We start from the raw sequence: 856 nt of genomic DNA, 5'->3' as shown, positions 1-856 counted from the left end.
GGCTCAGGAAGCGGGCGCGGTGGTTCTGGTCGTGCCGCCGAAGACTCGGTGCTCCTGAAGGCCGGGCTCCCTCGTCTCCCCGCTCGGCGCCGAATATACCGTCATGAAGGTTTACCGGCCGCCTGTGCGGTGTCGGCCGGTAGTGCCGGCTCGGGCGGCGCGGTGGGCTCGGCCGCGCGCAGCGCGGTGGCGACGATGATCCACAGCTCCTCGATCCGGCCCTTGGCGGGCAGGTCGCGCTGCGGGACGGGCAGGTGCTGGAAGCCCAGGACCAGGGAGAGCAGCAGCTGCGCGACGGATTCGGGTGAGCAGCGCAGCAGGATCTCGCCGTTCGCCTGGGCCCGCCGGGTGTGGGCGACCAGGAAGTCCCAGACCTCGGTCAGCAGCGGTCCGCCCTGGAGCACGTCTCCGGGCAGCTCCGAGGCGAGCCGGAAGGCGGCCCGCACCCGGACGTCCGCCCAGAGCCGCCCCGCCAGGGAGACGGTGAGTATGCGCAGTGCCTTCAGTGGCGCGAGCCCCGCGCACTCGATCTCGGTCAGCAGCCCGGCCCAGACCGTGGCCCCGTGCTGTACCAGGGTGTGGGCCAGGTCCTCCTTGGAGGAGAAGTGGCCGTACAGCGCGCCCTTGGTGAGGCCGGTGTGCGCGATGACACCGCCCAGGGTCGTGCGCGCGTAGCCCAGCGAGACGAACTCCTCCGCGGCGGCGTCGAGAATCGCCTCGTAGGTACGCCGGGCGCGTTCCTGCTTCACCATGCCGAGGCCCCCCAATCGCCTCATCTTCTCCAGTGCAGAAAAAAATACCATCTCAAAGGTATGTTTCCATCCCCTCCGGCGCCGGTCGTCCGGACCTGGCCGGT

Annotated in this window: 1 protein-coding gene; it reads right to left on the bottom strand. The window is 70.3% G+C overall.

The annotated features are described in order from the left end of the window. Positions 1 to 101: 101 nt before the first annotated feature. Positions 102 to 776: a TetR/AcrR family transcriptional regulator gene (locus NX794_RS35785; RefSeq protein WP_258783887.1), complete on the bottom strand. Its 675-nt coding sequence runs from the start codon at positions 774 to 776 to the stop codon at positions 102 to 104. Positions 777 to 856 lie beyond the last annotated feature (80 nt).

Source organism: Streptomyces pyxinicus (assembly GCF_024753135.1).
In the GTDB taxonomy this organism is placed as follows: Bacteria; Actinomycetota; Actinomycetes; order Streptomycetales; family Streptomycetaceae; genus Streptomyces; species Streptomyces pyxinicus.
This window is presented reverse-complemented; position numbering and strand designations above follow the sequence as displayed.